The organism is Massilia sp. MP_M2 (assembly GCF_039123635.1).
Lineage (GTDB): Bacteria > Pseudomonadota > Gammaproteobacteria > Burkholderiales > Burkholderiaceae_D > Telluria.
This window is the reverse complement of sequence record NZ_JBCHJF010000002.1, coordinates 505,161-530,009: the sequence shown is the minus strand read 5'-3', so window position 1 is coordinate 530,009 and position 24,849 is coordinate 505,161. Positions and strand designations below refer to the sequence as shown.

The following is a 24,849-nucleotide window of genomic DNA, read 5'->3' as shown; positions in this document are numbered from 1 at the left end:
TTTGATAAGCAATAACCGGCGGCGCCGAATATCCGCCTGAGATGGCCGCGACCAATCCGGTGGTTGGGCGGCGCCGCCGGCTCGACGTACAATACCGGATTCATTCACGCACCCTGGAAATTCCATGACCGTCTACGACAAACTCAAAGAACTGAACATCACGCTGGAAGCCCCGGCGACCCCGGCCGCAGCGTACGTCATGTACGTCCAGACCGGCAACCTCGTGTTCATCTCGGGCCACATCGCCAAGAATGCAGACGGTTCGCCGAATGCCGGCATTCTGGGCCGCGACAAGACGACCGCGGACGGCCAGGCTGCTGCACGCTCGGTCGCCATTGACCTGATCGGCACGCTGCAGGAAGCGGTTGGCGGCGACCTGACCCGCGTCAAGCGCATCGTCAAGCTCATGAGCCTGGTCGCATCGACGCCGGACTACACGGAACAGCACCTGGTCACGAACGGCGCCTCGGAACTGATCGGCGAGGTGTTCGGCGACGCCGGCAAGCACGCACGTTCGGCCTTCGGCGTCGCAGCGCTGCCGCGCGGCACCTGCGTCGAGATCGAAATGATCGTCGAAGTGGCATAAAAACAGCGTTTGCGTGGCAATAACCGGCGCACATTCGCCGGTGTTTCCTTTACTGTGATTAGCGGGTGGCGCTGACCCGGCGCCGTCCGCCGACAAGAGATCGCCTACCCGGCGTGTTCTATAATGGCCCGGCACGACCGTGCCCCTTCCTGCGAGACAAGTATGAAAATCGACAACCCTAACCCTATCCAGTGGCAGTTCTCGGAACGCGCCGCGCAGCTGCAAAGCTCGTTCATCCGTGAAATCCTGAAGATCACCCAGCGTCCGGACATCATTTCGTTCGCCGGCGGCCTGCCGTCGCCAGCGACCTTCCCGGTCGAGCGCATGAAAGCGGCCTACGACAAGGTGCTCAGCGAAGCCGGTAAAGTGGCACTGCAATACGGCCCGACCGACGGTTACGCGCCACTGCGCGAATGGATTGCCAATTCGTTGTCGACAGAAGGCTCGACCATCCTGCCGGAACAGATCCTGATGACGTCCGGCTCGCAGCAGGCGCTCGACCTGCTGGGCAAAGTGCTGGTCGACGAAGGCAGCCGCGTGCTGGTCGAAACCCCGAGCTACCTGGGCGCGCTGCAGGCGTTCTCGGTGTACCGCCCCGAGTTCAAATCAGTCGACACCGACGAGCACGGCCTGGTGCCGTCCTCGATCGACGCCGTCGCCAAGGGCGCGCGCATGCTGTACTCGCTGCCGAACTTCCAGAACCCGACCGGCCGCAGCCTGTCGCTCGAGCGCCGCCGCGAACTGGTGGAAACCTGCGCACGCCTGGCCATCCCGCTGATCGAGGACGATCCCTACGGTTCGCTGAGCTACAAAGGCGAGCCGATGCCGAAGATGGTCGCGATGAACCCGGACGGCGTCATCTATATGGGCTCGTTCTCGAAGGTGCTGACGCCGGGCATTCGCCTCGGTTACGTGTGCGCCCCGCTGCCGCTGGTGCGCCGCCTCGAGCTGGCCAAGCAGGCGGCCGACCTGCACACCGCGCAGCTCACGCAGATGGTCGTGCACGAAGTCATCAAGGATGGCTTCCTCGATCAGCACATCCCGACGATCCGCCAGTTGTACAGCGACCAGTGCCAGTGCATGCTCGACGCACTGAAAGAACACTTCCCGGCCAGTGTCAGCTGGACCGAACCGGAAGGCGGCATGTTCATCTGGGTCACGCTGCCGCAGCAGATCGATGCCATGAAACTGCTCGAGCAGTCGCTGGCCGCCAAGGTGGCGTTCGTCCCGGGCGCGCCGTTCTACGCCAACGATCCGGCGTCCAACACGCTGCGCCTGTCGTTCGTGACGGTACCGCCGGAACGCATCCGCGAAGGCATCGCCATCCTCGGCAAGCTGATCGCCGCCATGCTGTAATGGCCCATTGGCCCGCGCGTACAACGCGGGCCAATGATAGCTAGTTGCATCATTGCAACAACTGCATCGCGTAGTTGACTTCTGGCAATATGAGTTGTCTGATTACCTCCGATTGCGGGTATGATTTCGTTACACTGACGAGGTCCTACTGCAACTGATGATGTACCCTGCTCTAGCGCTTGCAGCCCCGGCGCGCCAATCTGCCATCCTGATCGTCGACGACGCCCCCGACAGCGTCGGCCTGTTGCAGGACATGATGCGACAGCAGGGTTACCAGACCTTCGTCGCCAGCACCGGGAAACGCGCGCTCGACATTGCGCTGCGCGTGCAGCCCGACCTGATCCTGCTCGACGTACTCCTGCCCGATCTCGACGGGCTGGAAATCTGCCGCCGCCTCAAGCGCTCTCCCGACACCGCCCACATCCCCATCATCTTCATCAGCGAATGCGGCGAGACCGATGACGTTGTCGCCGGCTTCGACACCGGCGCCGCCGATTACATCGCCAAGCCGGTGCGCATGGCCGAAGTGTGCGTGCGCGTGCGTGCCCAGCTGCGCCTGCGCAGCAATAGCGACAGCCAGAAGCAGCAGGTCGAGCGCCTCCAGCTGGTCGTCGACGGCATGGACGAAGGCTTGATGCTCGTCGATGCAAGCGGGCGCATCGCCTTTGCCAACCCGGCCAGCGAAGGCTTCCTGGCGCAGCCCCGCAGCCTGCTCACCGGTCGGCCGCTGTGCGACCTGATCGAGCCACCGGCGGCCCGGGACTACGCTGCCTTTTTCGCCAATCCGTCGGACGAAACCGCCGCCGCGCGCTGCCGGGGTACGCGCGAAGTGCTGCTGCGCCAGCCCGACGGCACGCTGCGTGCGATCGACCTGGGCCTGTCTCCGATGGCCGGCGACGAAACCCTGTTCGTGATCCTGCTGCACGACATCACACACCACAAGCAATCCGAGACGGCGCTGCAGCATGCCGCCCTGGTCGACCCGCTCACGCGCATTGCCAACCGCCGCCACTTCGACGCCTTCCTCGAAAAAGAATGGCAGCGCGCGATCAGGAACGGCCAGCCACTGTCGCTGATCGTGATCGACGTCGACCACTTCAAGGGCTACAACGACAGCCTCGGCCACGCTGCCGGCGACACCTGCCTGCAGGCGATCGCCGAAGCGCTGCAATCGCATGCGATGCGCCCGACGGATCTGGCGGCGCGCTACGGAGGCGAAGAATTCGTCGTGCTGCTGGCCGATACCACCGCTGAGAGCGCCGCCTGCCTGGGTGAAACGATCCGCGCCTACATCGAGCGCCTGGCGATGCCGAATCCGCACGCCGACGGCCCCGGCGTGGTCACGGCCAGCGTGGGCGTGGCCTGCACCGTGCCGACGCTGTTCGACGATATCCGTTCGCTGTTCATTTCGGCCGACCGGGCGATGTACGAAGCCAAGGCGCTTGGGCGCAATCAGGTCGTCATGATGCAGACGGGAACGACGCTGGAACCCGTGCGCGGCCCGCTCGCGCCCTGAGCCTGCCTGTCAGGTGGAAGGCGGCACCGCGTGCTGCGCCCGCCAGGCCGCGATATAGCGTTTTTCCTGCGCCTCCCACTGTGCATCGTCCCACCCCAGCTCCTTCTGGCAGATCGCGCGCACCCGCCCCATGAGGGCGGCGCCGCCATCGGTCAGCTGGATGCCCAGGCGCGTGCGGCGCAGCAGCAGGTCGTCAAGCCGGTACACCTGTTCGGCGCGCGCCGCCCAGCGCAGCTCGGCCCACAGCGTGTGCGTGCCCGGAATGCATTCGAGCTCGCCCGCGTGCGCGGCAGAGAGCAGCGCCTTGACCTGCGCGCCATGGCGGCCGGTCAGTCGGCGCAGCACGTTGGGCGGCAGGTCGCGCCGGGCCGGCGCGCTGGCCCGCGCGAATACGGCGCCGCGCTCGGCGCGCATCTGCCATCCCGGTAACTGGCGCGCCGCCTCGCGCAGCACGTCACGCGCGGCCAGGCGGAAGGTGGTCAGGGTGCCGCCCGCGACCGAGACCAGGCCGGGTTCGGACCACACCAGGTGCTCGCGCTTGTCGCTGATCGACACGCCGTCGCTGCCGCTGTCAAATACCAGGCGCACGCCGGCAAAGGTGGCCAGCACGTCGGCATCGACCAGCGCCAGCTGCGCGAACTGGGCCTGCACGGCTGTCATCAGGTAATCGAATTCGCGGCGCGTGATGCTCGGCTGGGCATTGACGTCGTCGGCCTGATCGATGTCGGCCGTGCCCACGAGCGTCACGCCCTCCCAGGGAAAGGCAAACACCGGGCGACCATCAGCCGGATGCAGCAGGCTGACGGCTTCGGTCAGTGGCAGGCGGTCGGCCGGCAGCAGCAGATGGCTGCCGCGCAGCCAGCGCAGGCGCGGTGCTCCGCCGTTGACGCCGGCGCCGGCGCCGGCGCCGGCAAGCGCTGGCGGCGCGCCGGTGGCGTCGACCACCAGGCGGGCGCGCACGGCCGTCTCGGCGCCCGTGCGTTCGTCGCGCAGCAACGCGCCATGCACCTTGCCGCCATCGCGCACGAGCGATTGCACGGTGACGTAATTGCAGGCCACCGCGCCATGGGCACGCGCTTCGCCCAGCACGCGCAGCACGAGGCGCGCATCGTCGGTTTTGGCGTCCGTGTAGCGGATGCTGCCGGCGCTGCGCGGATCGGGTGCATCTGGCGCCGGTTTGCGCAAGGCGTCCTGGCGCTGCCATTGCGGTTCGCGCCGACCCATGAGCAGATCGACCACACGCAGCATTGACAGCAAGCCCAGGCGGCGAGTGAGGTCGGCACCATGATTGGCGAACGCGAACGGCTGCGCATCGACCAGCCCGGGCGCCGCGCGCAGCAGCGCTTCGCGCTCGGCCACCGCATCGCGCGTGCGACGCAGGCTGCCGGCAGCCAGGTAGCGCAGGCCGCCGTGCATCAGCTTCGACGAGCGGCTCGACGTGCCGCAGCCAAAATCGGCCTGCTCCACCAGCAATGTTTTGAGACCGCGCCGCGCTGCTTCGAGCAGGATGCCGGCGCCCGTGATGCCCCCGCCGATGACGAGCACGTCCCAGTCGCGTGGTGGCGGGAACGTGGTCATGGCGTCACCCGCCTGGCCGGATGCATGGCGCCGCCGGGCCAGCGCCCGCGGGCGCCCCGCAGGCATGGTCGCATGCCGATTGCCTCGTTACCACAGCCATCACAACGCCGCATCAAACCGCCTTCTTCGTTATACTTGGACACAAGTTGCCCTTTTTGCCAGATTAGTCAGGGCATTGCCAACTGTATTGCGCATTCATGACACTGCCTTGCTCGATCGCGCCACGCCTGCCGAATACCGCCCGCGTGACCGGCCCGTATCTCCAGACCTTGCTCGACACCGCCCTCGAACGCGGCGTGACGCCCGATGCGCTCGCGTGCGCCGCCGGCCTGGCTGCCGGTACACTCTCCCCGCTTCCCGACACGTTATCGACAACACGCTACATCGCCCTGCTCGATGCCGGCGCGCGCCTCGCCAACGATCCGTTTTTCGGCTTGCATGTCGGCGAAAATGTGCGACCCGCCACGTACAGCGCGTACGGCCTGATGCTGCTCGCCAGCAGCAGTTTCGGCCACGCACTGGCGCTGGCCCAGCGCTATGAATCGCTGGCGCACGACCTGGGGCGCAGCCGGCTTGCCATCGAAGGACTGCACGCACAGTACGAGTGGTTCAGCCGCTATCCGGATGCCACGCGCCACCTTGCCGAAAGCGTGTATGCGGGAATTCGCGTGTTCGGCAGCTGGATGGCCGGACGCCCACTGATGCCGCAGGCAATGCATTTCCGGCATGCCGATCCCGGCCACGGCCACGACGAATACCTGCGCGTTCTGGGCATTGTGCCGGTCTTCGACGCACCGGTGCATGGCGCCGCCTTCGACGTGGGGCTGCTGGCCATGCCGGTGCCGAACGCCGACATCAGCCTGTTCCCGGTGTTGCACCAGCATGCCGAGCGGCTGCTGGCGCAGCGCGCAATGGCCGCCGACGGCATCGTGGCGCGGGTGACGGCAGTGCTCACGCAGCGCTTGCCCGACGGCCAGGCCCGCCTGGCACCAGTGGCGGCAGAACTGGGACTGTCGGCGCGCACGCTGCAACGCAAGCTGGCCGACGCCGGATCGAGCTTCCAGCAGGTACTCGATGCGGTGCGCTTCGCGCTGGCGCAAGACTATCTGCGGCGGCGCGAGCTGGGGCTGGCCGATATCGCCTTTCTGCTGGGCTTCCAGGACCAGAGCGCGTTCACGCACGCGTTTCGTGAGTGGAGCGGCATCAATCCGGGGGCGTGGCGCGAACAGGCTGCCTGACGCATCAGGCGGGGTCGTCGACGTCGCGTGCCAGAACAGCCAACTGGGCGCGCAACCAGCGCTGGCACGGCCATCGGTGGCTCCAGCAACCTGATCGGGTAACGTCCGGCTTGACACGATCGTAAATGCACTCATTCTTCGCGTCGTGCGCCTGAGACACGGGTCGCCGGGTGCAGCAAGCGTGCACAGCGGAGTCAGCGTGCGGCGTCGCTACCAGCACCCCGGCCGCGCCCCAGCACGCGCAACAGGTCGTCGACCACGGGCACGATCCCCAGCACGCACAGGAACGCGGCCAGCGGAATCGTCGACAGGTAGCCCAGGTGCTTGAAGCCCAGCGCGCCGACCACGCCGCCGATGCAGAAGGCGGCCAGCAGCGTCACCATCAGGGCCAGCCGGCCCAGATTGGCCGTGACCTTCGGCTGACGCAGGCCGCGATCCCGGTTCCAGTACACCAGCTTGCCCAGCTCGATGCCGATGTCGGTGATGATGCCGGTCATGTGGGTGGTGCGGATTTCGGCGTGCGAGACCTTGGTGATGACGGCGTTCTGCAAGCCCATGATGAAGCACAGCAGCATCACGGTCAGCGGGATGAACAGCGTATCGATGTCGTTCAGCCGTGCGCCCAGGATGCCGAATATCAGCAGCAGGATCGCCTCGAGCACCAGCGGCAGCGCATAGCCGCTGTACAAGCCCAGGCGCCGCACGAGATTGACGAGGATCGAGGTGCTGGCCGCGCCCAGCAAAAAGCTGAACAAGGCGCCGCCGGCGGCGAGCACCAGGTCGGTCTGGCCGAGCACCAGGTTGTCGGCCGCGCCCGAGACAATGCCGGTCATGTGCGACGTGTACTCGCGCACCGCCAGAAAGCCGCCCGCATTGATGGCGCCTGCCACGAAAGCCAGCGCCATGCCCAGGTGGCGGTTGGCGCCGGGGGTACGGGCGTGTCCAGTCAGGCTGCGCGCGTAATTGATCGGCACGGCGGATCGGCTTTTGGCGGGAGTATCATGGGTTGGCATCGACTTCGGATGTTACCGCAAATCACTTTAAGCGCATGTCCCGTGCCATCGATTCCTGGCGCTATAATAAAAAATTAGCCAAAAGCGCACACTGGTATCGCCGTGAACCCCCATCTCGACAAACTCCATCCCTACCCGTTCGAAAAATTACGCCAGTTGTTTGCCGGCGTGACACCGAATCCGGACTACACACCCATCAGCCTTGGTATCGGCGAGCCAAAGCATCCAACGCCTGCCTTCATCGAGAAAGCGCTGATGCATGCGGTAGCAGGCCTGGCCAGTTATCCGAGCACGATCGGCAGCGAGCAGCTGCGCACCGCCATTACCGGCTGGCTCGAACGGCGCTATGGCCTGCCGGCGCTCGACGCGGCCACGATGGTGCTGCCGGTGAACGGCTCGCGCGAGGCGCTGTTTGCCATCGCGCAGTGCATGATCGACGCCTCGAAGCCGGATCCCCTGGTGGTGTGCCCGAACCCGTTCTATCAGATCTACGAAGGCGCTGCCTATCTGGCCGGCGCCACGCCATGGTTCGTCAACTCGGAAGCGGCCCGCAATTTCGCGCCCGACTACGCGGGCGTGCCGATTGAGGTCTGGCCGCGCGTGCAGCTGATGTATGTCTGCTCGCCCGGCAACCCGACCGGCGCCACGCTCACGCTGGACGACTGGCGCGACCTGTTCGCGCTGTCGGACCGCTGGGGCTTCCTGATCGCGGCCGACGAATGCTATTCCGAGATCTACACGGGCAGCACGCCGCCGCTGGGCGCGCTCGAAGCGGCGCACCAGCTGGGCCGCAGCAGCGGCGCGCAGCCCTACCGCAACCTGATCGTGTTCTCGAGCCTGTCGAAGCGCTCGAATGTGCCGGGCATGCGCTCGGGCTTCGTGGCGGGCGATCCGGTGGCGATGAAGCGCTTTCTGTTGTACCGCACCTACTGCGGCGGCGCGATGGCGCCACCGGTGCAGGCGGCGTCGATCGCGGCCTGGAACGACGAGCATCACGTGCAGGACAACCGCACGCTGTACAAAGAGAAGTTCAATCTCATCACGCCGCTGCTGAAACCAGTGATGGACGTCGAACTGCCCGACGCTGGCTTCTATCTGTGGGCCGACGTGCGTCGCACCGGCCTGTCGGACGTCGACTTCGCACGGCGCCTGTACGCCGACTATAATGTCACGGTCCTTCCGGGCAGCTATCTGGCGCGCGATGCGCACGGGCAGAACCCGGGCCAGGACCGCATCCGCATGGCCCTGGTGGCCAGCGTCGACGAAGGACTGGAAGCAGCGAACCGCATCGTCCAGTTCTGCCAGGGCCTCGCCTGACGCCTGTGCACCCCTGAAAATCATTCCAACCAAGACCAGCATCATGACCCAACAACTCCAGAACATCATCGACACCGCCTGGGAACAGCGCGCCGACATCAGCCCGAACAGCGCCAGCGCCGAACTGCGTGACGCCGTCGCCCACGTGCTCGCCGGCCTCGACGACGGCAGCCTGCGCGTCGCGCAGAAGGACACCGGCACCTGGGTCGTGAACCAGTGGATCAAGAAAGCCGTGCTGCTGTCGTTCCGCCTCGAGAACAACGTGCCGGTCGCCTCGGGTGACATCCAGTTCTACGACAAGGTCCCGACCAAGTTCGCCGACTACACACCCGAAGACTTCGCACGCGGCGGTTTCCGTGTCGTGCCGCCGGCGGTTGCGCGGCGCGGCAGCTTCATCGGCAAGAACGTCGTCCTGATGCCGTCCTACGTCAACATCGGCGCCTACGTCGATGAAGGCACGATGGTCGACACCTGGGCCACGGTTGGTTCGTGCGCGCAGATCGGCAAGAACGTCCACCTGTCGGGCGGCGTGGGCATCGGCGGCGTGCTCGAGCCGATGCAGGCCAATCCGACCATCATCGAAGACAACTGCTTCATCGGCGCGCGTTCCGAGATCGTCGAAGGCGTGATCGTCGAAGAGAACTCGGTGATCTCGATGGGCGTCTACATCGGCCAGTCGACCAAGATCTATGACCGCGCCACCGGCGAAGTGTCGTACGGCCGCGTGCCATCGGGTTCGGTCGTCGTGTCGGGCAGCCTGCCGTCGGCCGATGGCAAGTACAGCCTGTACTGCGCCGTCATCGTCAAGCGCGTCGATGCACAGACCCGCTCGAAGACGGCGATCAACGACCTGCTGCGCGGCGACTGATTGCGCCGGTAGCAGGAACAGCCGGCTGAACGGGTGACATGACTACCTGTTCGGCCGGCTTTTGTAATTCCCCCGATTGACGGAGACGATGCCATGGCCATGGACCGCCTGTTCCAGCTGATGAAAGAGAAGAACGCGTCCGACATGTTCTTCGCCGCGAACTCCCCGGTGCATATCAAGATCAACGGCGCGCTCATCCCCATCAACCAGCATCGCCTCGAACCCGAGAACATCCTGTCGCTGCTGTCCGAAATCGCGACGCCAGAACAGATCGACGAACTCCAGCGTGACAATGAATTGAACATGGGCGTGTCGGTCGCGAACGTGGGCCGGTTTCGCCTGTCGGCGTTTCGCCAGCGTGGCTCGATCTCGGCCGTGTTCCGCTTCATCCCGGCGACCATTCCGCCTCTGGCCGAACTGGGCCTGCCGCCCGTGCTGGCCGAACTGATCATGGAAAAGCGCGGCCTGATGCTGGTCGTGGGCGCCACCGGTTCGGGCAAGTCGACCACCATCGCGTCGATGCTCGACCATCGCAACGACATGCGCACCGGGCATATCCTGACGCTCGAAGACCCGATCGAGTATCTCTTCAAGAACAAGAAATCGATCGTCAACCAGCGCGAGATCGGCAGCGACACGCACGACTTTGGCATCGCGCTGAAGAACTCGATGCGCCAGGCACCCGACTGCATCCTGATCGGTGAAATCCGCGACCGCGAAACGATGCAGGCGGCGCTGGCCTATGCGCAGTCGGGCCACCTGGTGCTGGCCACGCTGCACGCGAACAACAGCTATAACGCGCTCAACCGGATCATCAGCTTCTACCCGCTGGAAAACCGCAACGCACTGCTGCAAGACCTGGCCTCGAGCATCAAGGCCATCGTCTCGCAGCGGCTCGTGAAAGCCGCTGCCGGCGGCGCGCGCCGTGCGGCAGTCGAAGTCATGCTCAACACCCGCTACATCGCCGACCTGATCGAACAGGGCGAAATCAGCCAGATCAAGGAAGCGATGGACAAGAGCCTGTCGGCTGGCTCGCAATCGTTCGAAGGCGCCCTGTTCCACCTGATCAAGGAAGGTCACGTGACGCAGGAAGAAGGCCTGGCCAACGCCGACTCGGCCACCAACCTGCTTTGGCTCCTCAACAACGGGCCCGATAGCCAGGTCCACCAACAGCTGGACGACAAGGCCAACGAGCCAAAGGGCGGCGCCTCGTTCACCGAGTTCACGCTCAATGCCTGATGTTCCCGGGCGGCGCTGCCGCCCGCTTTTTTACTTTCCCCATGACGACTACCCTCTACGGCATCCCCAATTGCGACACCGTCAAGAAAGCCCGCACCTGGCTGCAGGATCACGGCATCGACTTCGCCTTCCACGACTTCAAGAAGCAAGGACTTACCCCTGAACTGGTGCAGGCCTGGCTGCACGACCTCGACTGGACCATCCTGGTCAACCGCAAGGGCACCACCTGGCGCAACCTGCCAGACGAACGCAAGGTGTCGATCGTCGATGCCGACAGCGCCATGGCGCTGATGCTCGAGAACCCGTCGGTCATCAAGCGCCCGGTCGTGCAGGGCGCCGGCTTGGTGACGGTCGGGTTTTCCGCAGCCGCATTCGAAGCAAAATTCGAAGAAAAATTCGGGGCGGCGCCATGAGACCGTCACGCACCCTGCTGCTCACCGAAGAGCTGATCGCGCTCGACTCGATCACGCCGCAGGACAAGGGCTGCCAGCAGCGCCTGATCGAGCTGCTGGCGCCACTGGGCTTTGTATGCGAGACGATCGTCTCGAATGGCGTGACCAATCTGTGGGCGCGCAAGGGCGAGAACGCGCCGCTGTTCGTGTTTGCCGGCCATACCGATGTGGTGCCGGCCGGCCCGCTGCACCAATGGACATCCGGGCCGTTCATGCCAACGCAGCGCGACGGCAGGCTGTACGGGCGCGGCGCGTCCGACATGAAGACGTCGATCGCGGCGATGGTCGTCGCCTGTGAAGAATTCATTGCGGCCCATCCGGATCACCGCGGCTCGATCGCCTTTTTGATCACGAGCGACGAGGAAGGCCCGGCGGTCGACGGCACCGCCATCGTGTGCGACCTGCTCGAAGAACGCGGCGTCGCGCCCGACTACTGCCTGGTGGGCGAGCCAACCTCGAACCACGTGCTGGGCGACACGATCAAGAATGGCCGGCGCGGTTCACTGTCGGGCCACCTGAGCGTCAACGGCGTCCAGGGCCACATTGCCTATCCGCAACTGGCGCGCAACCCGATCCACCAGGCCGCGCCGGCACTGGCCGAGCTGACGCAGGAAGTGTGGGACGAGGGCAACGAATATTACGCGCCCACCAGCTGGCAAGTGTCGAACATCGCTGCCGGTACTGGCGCGAACAACGTGATTCCGGGCAGCGTGAGCCTGGACTTCAACTTCCGCTTCTCGACCGCCAGCACGGCCGAGGGCCTGCAGGCGCGCGTGCATGCGATCCTCGACCGCCATGGCCTGGATTACGATCTGGACTGGACCTTGTCGGGCCTGCCGTTCCTGACCGAAAAAGGCACGCTGTCGGACGCCGTCTGCGCCGCGATCGGCGACGAACTGGGCGTGCACGCCGAATTATCGACCTCCGGCGGGACCTCGGATGGCCGCTTCATCGCCCGCATCTGTCCTCAGGTGATAGAATTCGGCCCACCGAACGCCAGCATTCATAAAATCGACGAGCACATCGAACTGCGCTACATCGATCCCCTGAAGAATATCTATCGCCGTACGCTCCAGCGCCTGCTGGCCGCTTGAAGCCTTACAACCCATCATCCAGGCCATGACCACCACCTCATTCTCCACGCCGCGCGACCTGCTGCGCTATGCGATCACCCGTTTCAACTCTGCCCGCCTGTTCTTCGGCCACGGCAGCATCGAAGCCTTCGACGAAGCCGCCTACCTGATCCTGCACACCCTGAAGCTGCCACTCGACCGCCTGGAACCATTCCTCGACGCCAGGCTGCTGGCCGACGAAGTGCTGCAGGTGCTGGCCGTGATCGAGCGCCGCGTGACCGAGCGTGTGCCGGCCGCCTACATCACCAAAGAGGCATGGCTGGGCGAATACCGCTTCTATGTCGACGAACGCGTACTGGTGCCGCGCTCGTTCATCGCCGAATTGATTCCGCAGCAGTTCAGCCCATGGCTGGTCGATCCGGACGGCGTGGAAAACGTGCTCGAACTGTGCACCGGCAGCGGTTGCCTGGCGATCATGATGGCCGACACCTTCACCAATGCGGTGGTCGATGCGATCGACATCTCGAAGGACGCGCTGGCCGTGGCCGAAACGAATATCCGCGAATACAAACTCGAAGGGCGCGTGAACCCGATCGAGTCCGACCTGTACGAGAACGTGCCGTTCAAGAAGTACGACCTGATCATCACCAACCCGCCGTACGTGAATGCAGAATCGATGCGCACGCTGCCGCAGGAATACATGGTCGAGCCGCAGATTGCGCTGGCCGGCGGCGAAGACGGCATGGACCTGGTGCGCAAGATCATCGCCGGCGCCGCCGAGCGCCTGACGCCGGACGGCATCCTGGTGGTTGAAATCGGCAACGAGCGCGAGTACGCCGAAGCCGCATTCGGCCACCTGGGCCTGACCTGGCTGACCACCAGCATCGGCGACGATGCCGTGTTCCTGCTGACGGCCGAGCAGCTGCAAAACGTTTAACAACACCCCTGCCGCTCATCGATCACCGCGTGGTCGGCTATGCCGACCACGCGGTGATCGATACCAGCAAGATCATCCGGCACGAAACCGGAACCAGTAACCATCACAGCAAGACCATCCGGCCCTAGACCGGCACCTCTAACTATCACCGCGTGGGCGGCACAGCCGCCCACCCTACACGAAGCCACACCATGATCCGTATCCAGAACGTCAGCCTGATGCGCGGCACCAAGCCGCTGCTCGTCGATGCCGACCTGACCCTCAACCCGGGCGACAAGATCGGCCTGATCGGCGCCAATGGCGCCGGCAAATCGAGCCTGTTCGGCATGCTCCGTAACGAGCTGCACCCGGACCAGGGCCAGATCGACTTCCCGGCCAAATGGCGCATGGCGTACGTGGCGCAGGAAACCCCGGCGCTGGACCGCGCAGCCCTCGATTACGCCATTGACGGCGACGTCGGCCTGCGCAAACTCCAGGCCGAGCTGGAAGAACTCGAATCGCACCCGGACGTCGACGCCCACGGCATGCGCCTGGGCGAGCTGCACGGCATGCTGGCCGACGCCGACGGCTACACGGTGCAGTCGCGCGGCGAACAGCTGCTGCTGGGCCTGGGCTTTTCGCTGGCGCAGATGAACCAGCCGGTGGCGAGCTTCTCGGGCGGCTGGCGCATGCGCCTGAACCTGGCGCAGGCGCTGATGTGCCCGTCCGACCTCTTGCTGCTCGATGAACCGACCAACCACCTGGATCTGGATGCGATCATCTGGCTCGAAGACTGGCTCAAGCGCTACGCGGGCACCCTGATCATCATTTCCCACGATCGCGACTTCCTCGACGAAGTCGTCAACGTGATCGTGCACATCGACGAGCGCAAGCTGAAACGCTACACGGCCAACTACTCCGGCTTCGAACGCCAGCGCGCCGCCCAGATGATCCTGGCCGCCGGCGCACTCGAGAAGCAGCAGCGCCAGCGCGCCCACCTCGAGTCGTTCGTCAACCGGTTCAAGGCGCAGGCGTCCAAGGCGCGCCAGGCCCAGAGCCGCATGAAAGCCCTGGCCAAGATGGAAGAACTGGCGCCGCTGCGCGCCGCAGCCGAATTCTCGTTCGACTTCCGCGAGCCGCTGTCGGCCCCGAATCCGCTGCTGGTGCTCGACAAGGTCGATGCGGGCTACTTCCTGCTCGACGAGCACGGCGACAAGGTCGGCAAGAAAACCATTGTCAACCACATCGACTTTTCGCTGACCATCGGCCAGCGCATTGGCCTGTTGGGTGTGAACGGTGCCGGCAAATCGACGCTGATCAAGACGATCGCCGGCGAGCTGATGCCGCTGACCGGCGAAGCCACGGTCGGCAAGGGCCTGTCGATCGGCTACTTCGCCCAGCACCAGGTCGAGATGCTGCGCCACGACGAATCGCCGCTGTGGCACCTGGCCAAGATCGCGCCGACCGTGCGCGAGCAGGAACTGCGCAACTTCCTGGGCAGCTTCAACTTCCCGGGTGATATGGTGACCAGCTCGATCAAGCCGTTCTCGGGCGGCGAGAAGGCGCGCCTGGCGCTGGCACTGATCGTCTGGCAGCGCCCCAATCTGCTGCTGCTCGATGAACCGACCAACCACCTGGACCTGGAAACGCGCGAAGCACTGACGATGGCGCTGGCGCAGTTCGAAGGCACGCTGATCGTCGTGTCCCACGATCGCCACCTGCTGCGCGCGACGACCGATGAATTCATCATCGTCGCCGACGGCCGCCTGCAACCGTTCGACGGCGACCTGGACGACTACAAGGACTGGCTGTTCAAGACCAAGCTGGGCAAAGGCACCGACATCCTGCCGCTGGCCAAGACCGCAGCACCCGCCGCGCCGGTGCCGAGCGCCACGCCGGCCGAGCGCAAGGAACAGAAGCGCCTGGGCGCCGAAGAACGCCAGCGCAACGCCGCGCTGCGCAAACCGATCGAGAGCAAGGTCAAGCGTCTGGACGAGCAGATGGCCAAGCTGCAGGCGAAGAAAGCCACGATCGATGCCGCCCTGCTCGACCCGTCGATCTACGACGCGCAGAACAAGGATCGCCTCAAGACGCTGGTGGCCGACCAGGCATTCGTGGCGCGCGACCTGGAGACGTTCGAGATGGAGTGGCTGGGGTTGCAGGAACAGCTGGAGGCGCTGGCGTAAGACGCTGGCGCAAGACGCTAACTGAGCAGTACGACGCCGTCAGGCGGCCCTGAGCGGCCGCCGCGGCGACAACGACATCAGGCCATCGATGTCGATCAACACCACGCACCGGCCGTCGATGCGGGCAATGCCGATCAGGTAACTGGCGCCGGCATCGCCCGGGACGGCCTGTACGGCCTCCGGGCGCACGTGCACGATCCCCGTTACGCCTTCCACGACCATTCCCACCAGACCGCTCGACAGACGCAGGATGATCACGTCGGTATCGGGGTGCGCCACGCCGTTGTGCGCGCCTTGCGTGGCGGTGGTGCGCATGTCGATGACCGGCAGGATCACGCCATGCGACAACGCCACGCCGCCGATGATGTCGCCGTCTTCGGCAAACCGTTCAAGGGACTTGAGCAATTTGAGTTCTTGCACGCGCGCGCAATCGAGTCCGTACTCCTGCCCGTCGAGCATGAAGCTGAGGTAATCCCGTGGTGCGCCAGACCGTGGCGCGCGCGATGTGGTGTGCATGGTGGATCCTTCGTCAGTCCGACCACCATCGTATGCCTGCCTCCCAGCCTGATGTTGACTACCATCAATTCAAACTGGCCGCCCCGGGGGTGTGGGTGATCATCCCGGCGAGATGGGTGATGCAGAATTCCAGGCCCAGGCGCCGTCGCGTCCTGCATGCAGCAATTCGGTGCCCATGGCGTCGCGCAGGCGAAGCCGGATGTCGCGCGGTCCCTGATCCCAGATGCAGCCAAGATCCGGCTCGTACGGCAAGGCGCGCACCTGCACCTCGCCGGCAATGGCCTCGAGCGCGATCTGCGCCGCGCCGACGCGGTCGTAGCGCTGCGCTTCCAGGCGGCCCAGCACCGCCATGCCCGACTGTCGTTCAGCGTCGAGCTTTTTGGCTTCCTCCGACAAGCGGCCAAGCTCCTTGAGTGCCGGGCCCGCAGTGTCGGTCATGCGCTGGAATTGCGGCACCTGCTCGGGCTTGAGCACCAGATCGCCGCTACGGATGCGCGGCGCAATTTTGAGATACTTGCTCAGGTGCGGCTCGGCCGTCAGCGTGTCGATCGATGCGCGGTGACGCGCCGCAAGCTGGCTGAACTGCCCGATGCGCTCGCGCACCTGGGCCATCGCATCGTCGATGCGCGCGCAATCGGGCCGCAGCAGGTAGACCAGCATCTCGCCCTGCTTCCAGGGCGCGACGCGGCCGATCCTGACGCGCCGGCCGGCGATGGCGCTGCCTTCGGCGTGGCCGACCTCGACGTCGTCGCCCATGATCTCGCAGTTGATCGCAGTCTCGACCCGGATGCGCGCACCGGAAATCACGCAGTTTTCGGCGCGCCCCAGCACCACGTCGCCCCTGGCGGCCTGGATCGTGGCGCTGGAGGCCACGCCCAGCACGCGCACGCCGCCGTTCATGTTGCGCGCACTGCCGCCGACCAGGTTGCACTCCAGGCGGATGGCACCACCGCGCGAGAGCACATGCCCATACACGTCCGCGTGCACGGTGATGCTGTCGCCTTCGATGGTGCGCTGCTCCTGCACCTCGCCGAATTCTTCGTAGTCGCCGCTCAGGTTCAGATTGCCCGTGGTCCTGGCGCTGACGCCGTCGCGGCTGACGATCTTGTCGGAAATCGCGATGCGGCTGCTTTTGGGATCGACATTCAGAAATCCGTCGCGGCGCGCGATCAAAAATTCGCCGGCAGGCACGACGTCGATGCCGGTGCCTTCGGCGGCGTACGCGGCCAGGTCGAGGTCCTTGCCGATCTCGGCCAGGATCGGGATGCCGGTGAGCTCGAAACCCGGACTACCCGCCGTGCGGGGCACCTTGCGCAGCAGGCGCGTACCCATCCGCACCTGCGGGAAGCGGTTCTGGAAGCTCATGAGGTCGAGCTTGCCGTTGGCAAGCTCGAGCGGCGCATCGCTGCGGTGCAGCTCGCTTGTGACCTCTTCGACGCGCGCAGCGTCGCCGTTGACCGGCGCGAGGCGGCGCGCCACCACATAGCGCCCGGCCGCGCCCGTGCCGATGGCCTCGGCGATGGCGGCGACATCGGCGCCGAAGCGGATTCCCTTGACCCACATGTCGGCAACGAATTCGTCGGCGTCGAGCACGGTCGGCCGCTCGCCGCCGTCGGGATCTGACTCGACCACCGGCTCGAAGTAATACTCGGCCTGGCCATCCGAAATTTTCACCGACCGATACAGGGCCTGGCGGGCCGGCGTGAACGGCACGATGTCCGCAGCGATACGCACCTGCACCCGGCCGGCAGTGTCGCGCGGCAGATCGGGGCCGTGGCCGTACAGCGCCTTGATCAGTACCGGGTAGTCGAGCCCCGCAAGATAGTGGCCGGAGCGCAGCGTATTATCAAGCGCCGCCACGAGCGTCGTGCCGAGCGCCTGCGGGTCGGCATAGACGCCGTCAGCGCGCCGGACAATGCAGTGCTCCGGGCCGTCAGAGGCAAAGCGTGCTGCGGAAGGTATGGCTGAATCGGACACGTCTGCGCTCCAGTTTGCGGATATTGTTGGCGACTACCCTACCAACAGTAAGGCGCTCGCCAACATAGCATGTTGCGCTAAATAAATAAACATATAGCAATAATATTTGTAAAAAAGAAAATTCGGAGACCCGGTGCCTGCGTGCCCAGTGCATTCAATCCCGCCATTGAGACCGATCAAACGCCAGATGCGACAACGGCGCCAAAGGCGCCGTTGTTTGCTGCACGAGCCGCGTGTCAGCGGCGGCGCGAATTGGGATACAGATCCGCACCTTCCTTGATCTGGCGGCGAAGATCGCGCCGCTCGTCGGGCGACAAGCGGCCGCGGGGACGTTCTTCACGTGCCGCATCCTGCTGGACGTCCGCATTGCGGCGGCCCTGCTCGCGCACTTCGAACGCGCGCGCATCGCGCTGCGCCTGCATCTCGTAACGCTCGCGCGCCTGGATGTCGTCGCCGCCGCGGTTGCGGTCCTGGTCTTGGGCCAATGCGCCGGCACCAGTTGCCGCAAGGGCGCAGGCGAAAACACCAAGGCGCACAAGCCGGGCGAACCGGCCGCAAGCGGTACCGGGTGCTGCTGGATTGTCGTTGAGCGCGTGGTTCATGGTGTTCCTCTTCCGTGATGCCTGATAAACAGATAAGCTGTGCTGATCACTTGATGCCAGTGTAGGTTGATACCGAATGCAGGGTAAGAGTAATTGGGTAAAGTTTGTAACACATTGTAATGGCTGAGCTGAGTCGTGCCTGCTGCATCACGATAAGAAGTTACCATAGCGACATTCATCTGACAATTCTGGACAGTTCCATGACTTCATCGACTCCGAACATTAACGTGGGTACCGGCACGCAAGGCGGCCACTCCGCCAAGATCATGGTCGTGGACGACGACGTGCGCCTGCGCGATCTGCTGCGCCGCTATCTGACCGAACAGGGTTTCCAGGTCGTGACCGCCGAAAGTGCGCCGGCCATGAACAAACTGTGGCTGCGCGAACGCTACGACCTGCTCGTGCTCGACCTGATGCTGCCCGGCGAAGACGGTCTGTCGATCTGCCGCCGCCTGCGGGGCGCTGGCGATCAGACCCCGATCATCATGCTCACCGCCAAGGGTGAAGACGTCGACCGCATCGTCGGCCTCGAAATGGGCGCCGACGACTACCTGCCCAAGCCGTTCAACCCGCGCGAACTGGTGGCCCGCATCGGCGCGGTGCTGCGCCGCAAAGGCCCGGACGAGATCCCGGGCGCGCCATCGGAAACGCCGCAAACCTTCGAGTTCGGCGACTTCATTCTCGACCTGGGCACGCGCACGCTGAAGAAAAACGGCGATACGGTGCCGTTGACTACCGGTGAATTTTCGGTGCTCAAGGTGTTTGCGCGCCACGCACGCCAGCCGCTGTCACGCGAAAAACTGATGGAACTGGCCCGGGGTCGCGAATACGAAGTGTTCGACCGCTCGCTCGACGTTCAGATTTCGCGCCTGCGCAAGCTGATCGAGCCCGATCCGTCCAGCCCGCTGTACATCCAGACCGTCTGGGGCCTGGGCTATGTGTTCATCCCTGAGGGTCAGCCGCGCTAGTGAAGCCTCCTGCCTTTACGTCGCTCGCTGCGGCGCATCGCGCCGTGCGCTTTGCCTGGTTCAAGAGCGGCCTGTTCTGGCGCACGTTCTTCCTGATGTCGGTGCTCACCGCCGTCTCGATGGGTGCCTGGATCGGCATGATCAACGTCTACCAGCGCGGCCCGCAAGTGCAGCAGACGGCCGAAACCGTCGTATCCGTGGTGACCATCACCAAGGCCGCACTGACGCATTCGGCGCCCGACCTGCGGCTCGAACTGCTGCTCGAGCTGGCCTCGAACGAAGGCATCCGCATCTTCACCCTCGAAGACACCGACGTCATCGATCCACCGCCGCACAATCCCCTGATGCCCGAGATCGCCGCCATCGTGCGCGAACGGCTCGGCGCCGACACGCGCTTTTCCAGCGGCGTGAACGGCGTGCCCGGCTTTTACATCAGCTTCAATATCGAGGATGACAAATACTGGCTGATGCTCGAGCGCGAGCGCCTGGCGGGCCTGACGCGCGTGCAGTGGCTGGGCTGGGCAGTGGTCGTCGGCCTGCTGTCGGTGCTGGGCGCAGCGCTGATTTCGAGCCTCGTCAATCGTCCGCTGGCGCGACTGACGTCGGCCGCGCGCGCCATCGCCAAGGGTGAGCGCCCGGCGCGGCTGCCCGAAAAAGGCTCGCAAGAGATCATCGAAGCCAATCGCAGCTTCAACCAGATGGTCGAAGACCTGGCCCAGGTCGAGAAGGACCGCGCCGTGATCCTGGCCGGCATCTCGCATGACTTGCGCACGCCGCTGGCGCGCATGAGCCTCGAGGTCGAGATGGCCAACCTGTCGCAGGAAGCGCGCGACGGCATGCAGTCGGACATCGCGCAGATGGACGCCATCATCGGCCAGTTCCTCGACTACGCCAAGCCGACCGAGGCGGCCACCTTCGTGCCCGTGAATCTGTCCGAGCTCCTGGAGGACGTGGGCCGTGACGCGGGCCGCATCCAGAACCTGCACATCAAGACCGATCTGATGCCGGACGTGCACGTGCTGGGCAACGCAACCGACCTGCGGCGCGTGATCAACAACATCATCGAGAACGCCCGCCGCTACGGCATCACGCCGGGGCAGGACTACACCGAGATCGACATCGTGCTGCGCGTGAAAGCGACGGGCCACGGCCGGCGCGCGGTGATCGAGATCGGCGACCATGGCGTCGGCGTGCCGCCGGACCAGATCGCGCAGCTGATGAAGCCCTTCACGCGGCTCGATAGCGCGCGGGGCCAGGCCAATGGCGCCGGCCTGGGTCTGGCCATCGTGGAGCGGGTGCTCACGCGCCACAATGCGGGGCTGGAAGTGAGCAACCGCGAAGGTGGCGGATTCCTGCTGCAGGTGGCGTTGCCGCTGGCGGCCTGAAGCCACTCTTGCCCGCTGCTGGCGGCTGTGGCCGCCAGATGGTTCAGGGCTTCAGGCCCCGATCAGGCTCGCAAACCGGGCCAGATCGATATTCCCGCCGCTGACCAGTACACCGATGCGCTTGCCGCGCAAGCTGTCCTTCATCTTGCGCGCCGCCGCAAAGCCCAGGCAACCCGTCGGCTCCACCACGATCTTCATGCGCTCGGCAAAGAAGCGCATGCAGGCCACCAGTTCGTCGTCGCTGACGGTCAGGATGTCGTCGACGTCGCGCTGGATGATCGGGAACGTCAGCTGACCCAGGTGCTGCGTCTGCGCGCCATCGGCGATCGTGCGCGGCGTGTCGATATGAACGATCTGCCCGGTGCGAAACGATTGCTGGCCATCGTTCCCCGCCTCGGGCTCGACGCCATACAGCAGGCATCCCGGCGACAATGCGCGCGTGGCCAGTGCCGAGCCCGACAGCAGACCGCCACCGCCCAGGCAGACGAAGAATGCGTCGAGCGGGCCGACCTCATCGAACAATTCTTTGGCCGCCGTGCCCTGCCCGGCAATCACGTCCGCGTGGTCGTACGGCGGGATCAGGGTCAGGCCATCGCGCTCGGCCAGTGCGCGGCCGATCTGCTCGCGGTCTTCGGTGTACCGGTCATAGGTGACGACAGTGGCGCCGTAACCGCGCGTGGCGGCGACCTTCGCGGCTGGCGCATCTTCCGGCATGATGATCGTGGCCGGCATGGCCAGCAGCCGCGCCGACAGCGCGATCGCCTGTGCGTGGTTGCCCGACGAGAAAGCCACTACGCCGGCGCGCCGCTGCTCCGGACCGAATTTGGCCAGCGCGTTGTAGCCGCCCCGGAACTTGAATGCACCCATGCGCTGCATGTTTTCGCACTTGAAAAATACCTCGGCACCGAACTCCTCGTTGACGGTGCGCGAGGTCAGCACCGGCGTGCGGTGCGCGGCCCCGGCAATGCGTTCGGCGGCCTGGACGACGTCGTCATACGTGGGAAGCTGGAGCATGGTCATGCGGGCGGTCCTTTCAGGGGCGGGGGTAGCGGGAAGCCATTCGGAAGACCCGACAGTCTAGCGAGCGCCAACAGGCTCGTCAAACCGGCACGTTCACCGTGCCCGACTGAAGCGGCGAGACGGAAAGCAGCGCCCGCTCGATCTGGCGGTTGCGCACGGCGCTGGCGACGACAAGGGCGACCGCACCCAGCGCCATCGCAATGAACGCCACCAGAGCCGCCCAAGGGCCGCCGAACAGCAGGGCTGCGGCGAGAACTACGATGCCGATGAAGTACGTATCCAGCAGCAGATCGATTGCCATGAACCAGGCGCTGTATCTGAGTCCGACAGTGGGGCTGGACAGATCGCGCCAGCCGAGTACCTTCTGCCAGTTACCTGGTTCGCTCAGCGCAACGGCAAAGGTTGATCCTGCATTGGGCACGCTCTCGTGATCGAATGCCACGGCAAACTCGCGTTTGCCGCCCGCTTCAAAACTGAACATCCCCGACTGGACGTCGAATACCCGCTCGAAGCGGACCGTTTCGATGTGCATGTGCTCCCCCCTGTGGCTGGCTTGACCCTGGCACCGTAACGCAGGCTGGGTAACCTGTCCAGCAAGCGGGGCGATTCATGCACGCGGCATCAGCCGGGAATGCGGTTGACCAGCGCTTCGCCGCGCTCGAACGCGCTGATGCTGTCGATGGTGGTGCGCATGATCTGGCCGATCGCTTCGACCGTGAAAAAGGCCTGATGGCCGGTGACGATCACGTTCGGGAACGACACCAGGCGCTGGATCACGTCGTCCAGAATGATCGTCGACGACAGGTCCTGGAAGAACAGGCTCGCTTCCTGTTCGTAGACGTCGATGGCCAGCCCGCCCAGCTGGCCGGTCTTGAGCGCCTGGACCACGGCGTCGGTATCGACCAGCCCACCGCGACTGGTGTTGATCAGCACGCAGCCACGCTTGACGCGCCCCAGTGCCGCGGCATCGACGATGTGGTGCGTCGATTCCAGCAACGGGCAATGGAGCGAGACGACGTCGCTGCAGGCGAGCAGCTCGTCCACGCTGGTGTAACGTCCACCGAGCGCTTCGAATGCCGGCGTCGGATACAGGTCGTGGGCCACCAGCGTGCACCCGAATCCGGCCATGATACGGGCGAAGATCAGCCCGATCTTGCCGGTGCCGATCACGCCGACCGTCTTGCCGTGCAAATCAAAGCCCATCAGCCCGTCGAGGTCGAAGTTGCCTTCACGCGTGCGCACGCTGGCGCGCGCGATCTTTCGGTTCACGGCCAGCAACAGGCCAACGGCGAACTCGGCCACGGAATTCGGCGAATAATCGGTAACGCGCACGACCTCGATGCCGAGCCGGCGCGCAGCGGCCGTGTCGACGTGGTTGTAGCCGGTCGAACGCGTGGCCACAAGGCGCGTGCCCTGCCGCGCGAGGATCTCCAGAACCGCAGCGTCGACGGTGTCGTTGACGAACACGCAGACTGCCACATACCCGGCAGCCTGGCTCGCCGTCTGGACACTGAGGCGCTCTTCGATGAACAGCAGCGCATGGCCCACGCCATCGTTGGCCTGCGCCAGCATGGTCTTGTCATAGCGACGTGCACTGAATACGGCTGTTTTCAAACGATTCTCCTGGCTGGGTGATGGTCAAGCCGTTATACGCCCTTGCCCGCCATAAGCACAGACTTACCGTCGTACGCTGGCAAATGAACGGCGCGCAGGCCTACAAGTAAATGTGAAATGGCGCACAGAAGCGCAATGATGCAAATAAGACAATTCAATTGTTGAATTTATATCTGAACCGGGGAGTCGATCATGAAGCGTCATATCTGCCAACTGTGCCTCCTGGCCGTCACCACGATGGCTGCACCAGTCGCATTTTCCGAGACCAGCATCGTCAAGTGTCTCGACGGGGCAGGCCGCGTGACCCTGACCGATCGCCCTTGCGAGACCGGCGCCACCACCGTGCGCATGTCCAGCGAACCCGCCAACGATGGCGTCACGCGTGTACATGCCCATCCGTTGGTGGCTGACGCCAGCGTACTGCCACCCCCGCGTGCATCGCGGCGAATCCATGTGCCGATCCCGCGTGTCGCGGCCAGGCCCTTGGCCAGTGACATCGCTACCCTCAAGGCAGCACGTGCCCAGTTCGTGCTGAGCGACGTGCGTTCGACGCCAGCGTTGGCGGGCCTTGATTGAGCCTGGCCTACCGCTTCAACAAGAAACTGTCGATACAATTTACACTGAATTATTATTTGACTTGAGCTTGGTCAAAATAGGCAGCTAAATCAATAACATATTAAGTTCTTGTTGATTGGCACGTTACTTGCATGTCTGATAAGCACACACTTATCGGAGGTTATCTTGTCACTGCGCTCACTCAAACAACTGTTGGCCGGCCTGTCACTTCTTGCCTGCACCTCTGCCTTTGCCACGCCCTTCACGTTTGACGTTGCCGGCGCACAGAGTATTGGTGAGCTCGGTAGCGAAGGGAACGATGTCTATGAAATCAATGTTGGCGCCAACGCGACCATCACCAGTATCAGCTACAACTTCAACGTCACCGCATTCGCCCCCAGCTGGTTGTCTGAAATGGGCTTCGCGTTCACCAACAACGCTTTTACGGATGGCGTCCTTCTCAACCCGGGTCTTGGCCTTGACGAGGCCGGCACGCAAACATTCACGGACGTGGTGGATCTGGCGGCCGAGGGCTTGAGCTTCAGCGTGGATGCCGATGGCATCCTGCGCCTCGAATTTTACGAAGACTTCGATGATGCGGGGATTTCGCCAGATGGCGTCTGGAATTTCGGCACCATCACATTCAATACCAATGCCATTGATGTCCCGCCTGGCGGTGAAGTGCCGGAACCAGCAAGTGGCCTGCTGATGGGTGCTGGCCTGGCGCTGATGGGCTATACGGCCCGCCGCCGCCGCCATGCCGTCAAGACTGTAGCCTGAGCGACACTGCATCAACACAGCCAGTCGCCCACCAGTAGGCCATGCCGTTCAGTGAAAACTGAACGGCATTTTTATTGGATGAGCGGCTGGCACA

23 protein-coding genes are annotated in these 24,849 nt (G+C 64.5%); 15 read left to right on the top strand and 8 right to left on the bottom strand.

The genetic code is table 11. The features are described from left to right. Nucleotides 1-124 precede the first annotated feature (124 nt). The 3 genes from RCH14_RS07200 to RCH14_RS07190 all read left to right on the top strand — a co-directional run bounded on the left by RCH14_RS07200 (nucleotide 125) and on the right by RCH14_RS07190 (nucleotide 3,458). Complete coding sequence (locus RCH14_RS07200; RefSeq protein WP_343025458.1) at nucleotides 125-586, top strand: RidA family protein; 462 nt, start codon at nucleotides 125-127, stop codon at nucleotides 584-586. Nucleotides 587-748: 162 nt separating this feature from the next. Beyond that, on the top strand, nucleotides 749-1,942 hold the full coding sequence (locus RCH14_RS07195; protein WP_343025457.1) for a PLP-dependent aminotransferase family protein: 1,194 nt from the start codon (nucleotides 749-751) through the stop codon (nucleotides 1,940-1,942). 157 nt (nucleotides 1,943-2,099) lie between these two features. Then, on the top strand, nucleotides 2,100-3,458 hold the full coding sequence (locus tag RCH14_RS07190) for a diguanylate cyclase (protein WP_343025456.1): 1,359 nt from the start codon (nucleotides 2,100-2,102) through the stop codon (nucleotides 3,456-3,458). Nucleotides 3,459-3,467: 9 nt separating this feature from the next. Here the strand turns inward: RCH14_RS07190 and RCH14_RS07185 are convergent, their stop codons facing one another. Continuing rightward, nucleotides 3,468-5,036 (bottom strand): glycerol-3-phosphate dehydrogenase/oxidase, encoded by a 1,569-nt coding sequence (locus tag RCH14_RS07185; RefSeq protein WP_343025455.1) that lies wholly within the window; start codon nucleotides 5,034-5,036, stop codon nucleotides 3,468-3,470. A 197-nt stretch (nucleotides 5,037-5,233) separates the two neighbouring features. Here RCH14_RS07185 and RCH14_RS07180 point away from each other — a divergent pair, with 197 nt between their 5' ends. Next, nucleotides 5,234-6,274 carry an AraC family transcriptional regulator ligand-binding domain-containing protein gene (locus RCH14_RS07180; protein ID WP_343025454.1) on the top strand — a complete coding sequence of 347 codons (1,041 nt, stop codon included), beginning with the start codon at nucleotides 5,234-5,236 and terminating at the stop codon, nucleotides 6,272-6,274. Between the two features lie 194 nt (nucleotides 6,275-6,468). Here the strand turns inward: RCH14_RS07180 and RCH14_RS07175 are convergent, their stop codons facing one another. Beyond that, nucleotides 6,469-7,248, bottom strand: coding sequence for a YoaK family protein (locus RCH14_RS07175; RefSeq protein WP_343025453.1), 780 nt, complete (start codon nucleotides 7,246-7,248; stop codon nucleotides 6,469-6,471). A gap of 141 nt (nucleotides 7,249-7,389) precedes the next feature. On the opposite strand from RCH14_RS07175, the gene dapC reads away from it, so the two are divergent. The 7 genes from dapC to RCH14_RS07140 all read left to right on the top strand — a co-directional run bounded on the left by dapC (nucleotide 7,390) and on the right by RCH14_RS07140 (nucleotide 15,338). Beyond that, entirely contained in the window at nucleotides 7,390-8,604 is a 1,215-nt protein-coding gene (gene dapC, locus RCH14_RS07170) for a succinyldiaminopimelate transaminase (RefSeq protein ID WP_343025452.1), read from the top strand. Between the two features lie 43 nt (nucleotides 8,605-8,647). Further along, nucleotides 8,648-9,472 (top strand): 2,3,4,5-tetrahydropyridine-2,6-dicarboxylate N-succinyltransferase, encoded by an 825-nt coding sequence (gene dapD / locus RCH14_RS07165; RefSeq protein WP_343025451.1) that lies wholly within the window; start codon nucleotides 8,648-8,650, stop codon nucleotides 9,470-9,472. Nucleotides 9,473-9,565: 93 nt separating this feature from the next. Beyond that, complete coding sequence (locus RCH14_RS07160) at nucleotides 9,566-10,711, top strand: PilT/PilU family type 4a pilus ATPase (RefSeq protein WP_343025450.1); 1,146 nt, start codon at nucleotides 9,566-9,568, stop codon at nucleotides 10,709-10,711. Nucleotides 10,712-10,752: 41 nt separating this feature from the next. Next, nucleotides 10,753-11,124, top strand: coding sequence for an ArsC family reductase (locus tag RCH14_RS07155; RefSeq protein ID WP_343025449.1), 372 nt, complete (start codon nucleotides 10,753-10,755; stop codon nucleotides 11,122-11,124). After that, nucleotides 11,121-12,257: a succinyl-diaminopimelate desuccinylase gene (gene dapE / locus RCH14_RS07150; protein WP_343025448.1), complete on the top strand. Its 1,137-nt coding sequence runs from the start codon at nucleotides 11,121-11,123 to the stop codon at nucleotides 12,255-12,257. Before RCH14_RS07155 ends, dapE begins: the two co-directional genes overlap by 4 nt. A 25-nt stretch (nucleotides 12,258-12,282) precedes the next feature. Next, nucleotides 12,283-13,173, top strand: a complete 891-nt coding sequence (prmB, locus tag RCH14_RS07145) for a 50S ribosomal protein L3 N(5)-glutamine methyltransferase (protein WP_343025447.1) — start codon at nucleotides 12,283-12,285, stop codon at nucleotides 13,171-13,173. 191 nt (nucleotides 13,174-13,364) lie between these two features. Then, nucleotides 13,365-15,338, top strand: a complete 1,974-nt coding sequence (locus tag RCH14_RS07140; protein ID WP_343025446.1) for an ATP-binding cassette domain-containing protein — start codon at nucleotides 13,365-13,367, stop codon at nucleotides 15,336-15,338. A 39-nt stretch (nucleotides 15,339-15,377) separates the two neighbouring features. On the opposite strand, the gene RCH14_RS07135 is transcribed toward RCH14_RS07140, so the two are convergent. From RCH14_RS07135 to RCH14_RS07125, 3 genes are all read right to left on the bottom strand, one after another. Next, the gene (locus tag RCH14_RS07135) at nucleotides 15,378-15,854 is read right to left on the bottom strand and encodes a chemotaxis protein CheW (protein ID WP_343025445.1); all 477 of its coding nucleotides are present in this window, start codon (nucleotides 15,852-15,854) and stop codon (nucleotides 15,378-15,380) included. A gap of 99 nt (nucleotides 15,855-15,953) precedes the next feature. After that, nucleotides 15,954-17,831 carry a flagellar assembly protein A gene (locus tag RCH14_RS07130; protein WP_343025444.1) on the bottom strand — a complete coding sequence of 626 codons (1,878 nt, stop codon included), beginning with the start codon at nucleotides 17,829-17,831 and terminating at the stop codon, nucleotides 15,954-15,956. 236 nt (nucleotides 17,832-18,067) lie between these two features. Further along, complete coding sequence (locus tag RCH14_RS07125) at nucleotides 18,068-18,433, bottom strand: hypothetical protein (protein WP_343025443.1); 366 nt, start codon at nucleotides 18,431-18,433, stop codon at nucleotides 18,068-18,070. 200 nt (nucleotides 18,434-18,633) lie between these two features. On the opposite strand from RCH14_RS07125, the gene ompR reads away from it, so the two are divergent. Then, nucleotides 18,634-19,401 (top strand): two-component system response regulator OmpR, encoded by a 768-nt coding sequence (ompR, locus tag RCH14_RS07120; protein WP_343025442.1) that lies wholly within the window; start codon nucleotides 18,634-18,636, stop codon nucleotides 19,399-19,401. Between the two features lie 95 nt (nucleotides 19,402-19,496). After that, the gene (locus RCH14_RS07115; RefSeq protein WP_343025552.1) at nucleotides 19,497-20,786 is read left to right on the top strand and encodes an ATP-binding protein; all 1,290 of its coding nucleotides are present in this window, start codon (nucleotides 19,497-19,499) and stop codon (nucleotides 20,784-20,786) included. Between the two features lie 51 nt (nucleotides 20,787-20,837). Here the strand turns inward: RCH14_RS07115 and RCH14_RS07110 are convergent, their stop codons facing one another. The 3 genes from RCH14_RS07110 to RCH14_RS07100 all read right to left on the bottom strand — a co-directional run bounded on the left by RCH14_RS07110 (nucleotide 20,838) and on the right by RCH14_RS07100 (nucleotide 23,420). Continuing rightward, nucleotides 20,838-21,806, bottom strand: coding sequence for a threo-3-hydroxy-L-aspartate ammonia-lyase (locus RCH14_RS07110; RefSeq protein ID WP_343025441.1), 969 nt, complete (start codon nucleotides 21,804-21,806; stop codon nucleotides 20,838-20,840). Between the two features lie 79 nt (nucleotides 21,807-21,885). Then, nucleotides 21,886-22,338 (bottom strand): hypothetical protein, encoded by a 453-nt coding sequence (locus RCH14_RS07105; RefSeq protein WP_343025440.1) that lies wholly within the window; start codon nucleotides 22,336-22,338, stop codon nucleotides 21,886-21,888. Between the two features lie 89 nt (nucleotides 22,339-22,427). Continuing rightward, nucleotides 22,428-23,420: a 2-hydroxyacid dehydrogenase gene (locus RCH14_RS07100; protein WP_343025439.1), complete on the bottom strand. Its 993-nt coding sequence runs from the start codon at nucleotides 23,418-23,420 to the stop codon at nucleotides 22,428-22,430. A gap of 192 nt (nucleotides 23,421-23,612) precedes the next feature. Here RCH14_RS07100 and RCH14_RS07095 point away from each other — a divergent pair, with 192 nt between their 5' ends. Both RCH14_RS07095 and RCH14_RS07090 read left to right on the top strand, forming a co-directional pair. Further along, complete coding sequence (locus RCH14_RS07095) at nucleotides 23,613-23,996, top strand: DUF4124 domain-containing protein (RefSeq protein WP_343025438.1); 384 nt, start codon at nucleotides 23,613-23,615, stop codon at nucleotides 23,994-23,996. 165 nt (nucleotides 23,997-24,161) lie between these two features. Next, nucleotides 24,162-24,755, top strand: coding sequence for a PEP-CTERM sorting domain-containing protein (locus tag RCH14_RS07090; RefSeq protein WP_343025437.1), 594 nt, complete (start codon nucleotides 24,162-24,164; stop codon nucleotides 24,753-24,755). Nucleotides 24,756-24,849: the final 94 nt, after the last annotated feature.

What these genes read in the sequence shown, in the direction of transcription:
- RCH14_RS07200 (WP_343025458.1), top strand. Translation starts at nt 125, where the DNA reads ATGACCGTCTACGACAAACTCAAAGAACTGAACATCACGCTGGAAGCC.
- RCH14_RS07195 (WP_343025457.1), top strand. Translation starts at nt 749, where the DNA reads ATGAAAATCGACAACCCTAACCCTATCCAGTGGCAGTTCTCGGAACGC.
- RCH14_RS07190 (WP_343025456.1), top strand. Translation starts at nt 2,100, where the DNA reads ATGATGTACCCTGCTCTAGCGCTTGCAGCCCCGGCGCGCCAATCTGCC.
- RCH14_RS07185 (WP_343025455.1), bottom strand. Translation starts at nt 5,036, where the DNA reads ATGACCACGTTCCCGCCACCACGCGACTGGGACGTGCTCGTCATCGGC.
- RCH14_RS07180 (WP_343025454.1), top strand. Translation starts at nt 5,234, where the DNA reads ATGACACTGCCTTGCTCGATCGCGCCACGCCTGCCGAATACCGCCCGC.
- dapD (WP_343025451.1), top strand. Translation starts at nt 8,648, where the DNA reads ATGACCCAACAACTCCAGAACATCATCGACACCGCCTGGGAACAGCGC.
- RCH14_RS07160 (WP_343025450.1), top strand. Translation starts at nt 9,566, where the DNA reads ATGGCCATGGACCGCCTGTTCCAGCTGATGAAAGAGAAGAACGCGTCC.
- RCH14_RS07155 (WP_343025449.1), top strand. Translation starts at nt 10,753, where the DNA reads ATGACGACTACCCTCTACGGCATCCCCAATTGCGACACCGTCAAGAAA.
- dapE (WP_343025448.1), top strand. Translation starts at nt 11,121, where the DNA reads ATGAGACCGTCACGCACCCTGCTGCTCACCGAAGAGCTGATCGCGCTC.
- prmB (WP_343025447.1), top strand. Translation starts at nt 12,283, where the DNA reads ATGACCACCACCTCATTCTCCACGCCGCGCGACCTGCTGCGCTATGCG.
- RCH14_RS07140 (WP_343025446.1), top strand. Translation starts at nt 13,365, where the DNA reads ATGATCCGTATCCAGAACGTCAGCCTGATGCGCGGCACCAAGCCGCTG.
- RCH14_RS07135 (WP_343025445.1), bottom strand. Translation starts at nt 15,854, where the DNA reads ATGCACACCACATCGCGCGCGCCACGGTCTGGCGCACCACGGGATTAC.
- RCH14_RS07125 (WP_343025443.1), bottom strand. Translation starts at nt 18,433, where the DNA reads ATGAACCACGCGCTCAACGACAATCCAGCAGCACCCGGTACCGCTTGC.
- ompR (WP_343025442.1), top strand. Translation starts at nt 18,634, where the DNA reads ATGACTTCATCGACTCCGAACATTAACGTGGGTACCGGCACGCAAGGC.
- RCH14_RS07115 (WP_343025552.1), top strand. Translation starts at nt 19,497, where the DNA reads ATGTCGGTGCTCACCGCCGTCTCGATGGGTGCCTGGATCGGCATGATC.
- RCH14_RS07110 (WP_343025441.1), bottom strand. Translation starts at nt 21,806, where the DNA reads ATGACCATGCTCCAGCTTCCCACGTATGACGACGTCGTCCAGGCCGCC.
- RCH14_RS07105 (WP_343025440.1), bottom strand. Translation starts at nt 22,338, where the DNA reads ATGCACATCGAAACGGTCCGCTTCGAGCGGGTATTCGACGTCCAGTCG.
- RCH14_RS07095 (WP_343025438.1), top strand. Translation starts at nt 23,613, where the DNA reads ATGAAGCGTCATATCTGCCAACTGTGCCTCCTGGCCGTCACCACGATG.